The organism is Allobosea sp. CER48, from assembly GCF_044752385.1.
In the GTDB taxonomy this organism is placed as follows: Bacteria; Pseudomonadota; Alphaproteobacteria; order Rhizobiales; family Beijerinckiaceae; genus Allobosea.
In genome coordinates this window covers 1-3,081 of sequence record NZ_JBIWYK010000385.1, presented here as the reverse complement: position 1 = coordinate 3,081, position 3,081 = coordinate 1, and the positions used below count along the sequence as shown (strand labels likewise).

The window sequence follows — 3,081 nt, the reverse complement described above, 5'->3', positions numbered from 1 at the left end:
GGAGAAGCCTCTCGCGATCGCCGAAACCCTGTTGGGCCAGACCGAAGCGGCACTCGATCGAATCAAGCTGACGCAATACGCCTCGCTTCCGCTCGAGCACACCCGCCAGGACGGCAGCCAACCAGCACAGCGCTGGCTCGCCGAAATCCCGCTCGCCTTCCACCACGGCACGGCCATTCTGCCACTGCAGGTCGAGCGTGAAGCGCCGCGACGCACGATCGAGGGCGTCAGCCCGCCGCTCTGGCGTATCAGGTTCGCGCTCGACGTCGAGCCTATGGGGCCCTTGCAGGGGGTCGTGACGCTGCAGGGGCGCGACGTCGGCGTGACGCTCTGGGCCGAGCGGGAGGAGACGAGTCACCTGCTTCGCGGCGCCGCTCCCGGCCTCGAAAGCGCCCTGCTCCACGCCGATTTCGCCAGCGGCGCCATCGATATCCACACCGGCCAGCCCCGCGTGATGCAGCCGACGGCCGGCCAGTTTCTGGACCGTCTGTCATGAGCGCACCGCAGCAGCCCCGGATTGCCGTGGCCCTCGAATATGACGGGCACGGCGCACCGCGCGTCACCGCCAAGGGACGGGGCGAACTGGCCGAGCGCATCGTCGAAACCGCGCGCGAGCACGATGTCGCCGTCGAGCAGAACGCGATTCTCGCACAGGCTCTTTCGGCCGTGGAGCTTGACGACGAGATACCGGAAGAGCTCTACCGCGCCACAGCACAGGTGATCGCCTTCGTCCTGTCGCTGCGCGGCGAATTGAGCCGGCTGAATCGGAACGGCCATAAATCTTGAACACCAAACTCGTTGTCAGGCGCATCGGCCCAGCCGCTTACGCGGAACTGGGACCGGCTTTCGCGGAGCTTGCCCGCCATGCGCTTGAGCCTAATCCGCATATGTCGCCGGCTGCGGTCTCGGCCGCGACGCTGCTCGTCCCGGACGACGAGATCGTCGTGCTCTGCGCCTGGGCCAGCGAGGCGCTCGATTTCGAGCAGTTGGTCGGCGTCTGGGCCTTCCGGCGCGAGCAGGGCTGGCGCAGCGGCCTTTCCGGCGTCCTTGCGGCGCCGCTGGTGCCGCTCTACGAAGTCTCTTCCCTGCCTGTGCTCGACCGCGACCACGCCGCCGAGGTGGCCCGCGCGCTCCTGCGCTATCTGCTCGCCTCCAGCGACCTGCCGCATACGCTGAGGCTGCCGCTGCTGCCGCTCGACAGCCCCTGCCAGGCCGTGCTTGCCGAAGCTTGCCGCCAGACCGGGGGCGAAATCTCGCTCTACGAGCGCTGGGTCCGGCCGGTGATGGCTCCCCAGGCCGGCGACGATCTGGAGCGCTACCTGCGGCGCGCGCTCGGCTCCAGCTACAAGAAGCGGATGCAGCAGTTCCGGGCGGTCGGGAAGCAGGGCGCCCTCACCTTCCGCCGCAGCCGCGGCCGGGCGGCGGTGGACGCGCTCGAGGCCTTCCTCACCCTGGAGGCTTCCGGCTGGAAGGGGGAAGCCGGCACGGCGATCGCCTGCCTGCCGGCCGACGCGGCCTATATCCGGCGGATGGCCGAGCTCTTCGCAGCCGACGACTCCCTGCAGATCGACACGCTGCTGCTCGACGGCCGGGTGCTCGCCATGGGATTGCTCGTCGAAAGCGGGGACCGCCGCCATTTCCTGAAGATCGCCTATGACGAGGCGCAGGCACGCCACTCGCCCGGGCGCACCCTGACCATCGCGATGCTCCAGGCCGATCTCGCCGGCACGCCGCCGGCCTTCTTCGACAGCGGCGCCGGCGAGCACGTCGATGCCGGCACCTATGTCTGGGGCGAACGCCGCGAGATGGCGAATGCGATCATCCGCGTCGGCCCCGGACGGCCGGGCGCCGCGCAGGCTGCCGCCCTCGGCCGGATGTGGCTGCGGCGCCTGCGTGACGCCGCCCGGGCACGATCCGCGCGCAGCCCGCGCAAGAGCTGATCGCTATGCCAGGTTGACCGGGCTCGGCGCTCGCCGATAGGCAGGAGCGCTGCGCAGGAGAAGCCCGATGAGCACCGCCGCCCGGATTGGAATCGTCACCGTTTCGGACCGGGCCTCGGCCGGCATCTATGCCGACGAGGGCGGGCCTGCGATCCGCGCCTATCTGGAGAAGGTGCTGACCTCGCCCTGGGAGGCCGTCGAGCGCGTCATACCCGACGATCGCAAGCTGATCGCCGAGACGCTGGTCGAGCTTGCCGACCGGGAAGGCTGCTGCCTCGTCGTCACCACCGGCGGCACCGGCCCCGCCCCGCGCGACGTCACGCCGGAAGCGACCGAGGATGTGATCGAGAAACCGATGCCCGGCTTCGGTGAGCTGATGCGCCAGGTCAGCCTCGCCAAGGTACCGACCGCGATTCTCTCGCGCCAGACCGCCGGCATCCGCGGCAGGTCGCTGATCGTCAACCTGCCCGGACGTCCGCGCGCCATCGCCGAATGCCTCGACGCCGTGATGCCGGCCATCCCCTACTGCATAGACCTGATCGAGGGGCCTTATCTCGAAACCGACCCGGCGGTGATCACCGCCTTCCGGCCGAAGAAGTAACGCCATCGCAAACCCTCCGGACCAGCGTCAGCGCTGTCTCGAAGGGTGGTCCAGATGGGCCCGGAGTTTCCGGCACCATCCTTCGCGACGGGAGCCTTCGGCTCAACCCGCTCCCAACTCCCGCCCGATCGCCTGGACGAGCTGCGGCGAGAGCGGATCGGTCGCGGCCGGATAGCCGCCGATCAGCGCGCCGTCGCGTCCGATCAGGTATTTGTGGAAGTTCCAGCGCGGCGTCTCCGCCGGCCGCTGCGCCGCCGCCCAGCGGTAGAAAGGGTGAGCCTCCGGCCCCCGCACGACTGTCTTCTCGGCGAAGGCGTAGGTCGCGCCGTGGCTCTGCCGCGCCGCCTCGGCAATGGCGGCGCCCTCAAGCGGCTCCTGCCCGCCGAAATCGTTGCTGGGCACCGCGACCAACATCATTCCGCGGGTCTGGTAACGCTGCCAGAGCTGTTCGAGCGTCGCCATCTGGCCGGCATAGCCGCAGCGTGTCGCGGTGTTGACCACCAGCACCGGCCGGCCACGATAATCGGCCAGCGAGAGCTG

The 3,081-nt window shown here is 69.6% G+C and carries 5 protein-coding genes; 4 read left to right on the top strand and 1 reads right to left on the bottom strand.

Annotated features, from left to right (window positions below; all coding sequences use genetic code 11):
• The 4 genes from fliK to mog all read left to right on the top strand — a co-directional run.
• A partial coding sequence (gene fliK, locus ACIPIA_RS13245; protein WP_400510217.1) for a flagellar hook-length control protein FliK occupies positions 1-496 on the top strand: 496 nt, incomplete at its 5' end.
• On the top strand, positions 493-786 hold the full coding sequence (locus ACIPIA_RS13240) for an EscU/YscU/HrcU family type III secretion system export apparatus switch protein (protein ID WP_400510216.1): 294 nt from the start codon (positions 493-495) through the stop codon (positions 784-786). The genes fliK and ACIPIA_RS13240, both read left to right, overlap by 4 nt.
• 101 nt (positions 787-887) lie before the next feature.
• A complete protein-coding gene (locus ACIPIA_RS13235) occupies positions 888-1,940 on the top strand; it encodes a GNAT family N-acetyltransferase (protein ID WP_400510215.1) in 1,053 nt (350 codons plus the stop codon).
• A 67-nt stretch (positions 1,941-2,007) separates the two neighbouring features.
• A complete protein-coding gene (gene mog / locus ACIPIA_RS13230) occupies positions 2,008-2,541 on the top strand; it encodes a molybdopterin adenylyltransferase (protein ID WP_400510213.1) in 534 nt (177 codons plus the stop codon).
• 102 nt (positions 2,542-2,643) lie between these two features.
• Here mog and ACIPIA_RS13225 read toward each other — a convergent pair.
• Positions 2,644-3,081, bottom strand: a 438-nt coding sequence (locus ACIPIA_RS13225; protein WP_400510212.1) for a glutathione peroxidase, incomplete at its 5' end; no start/stop codon positions are given.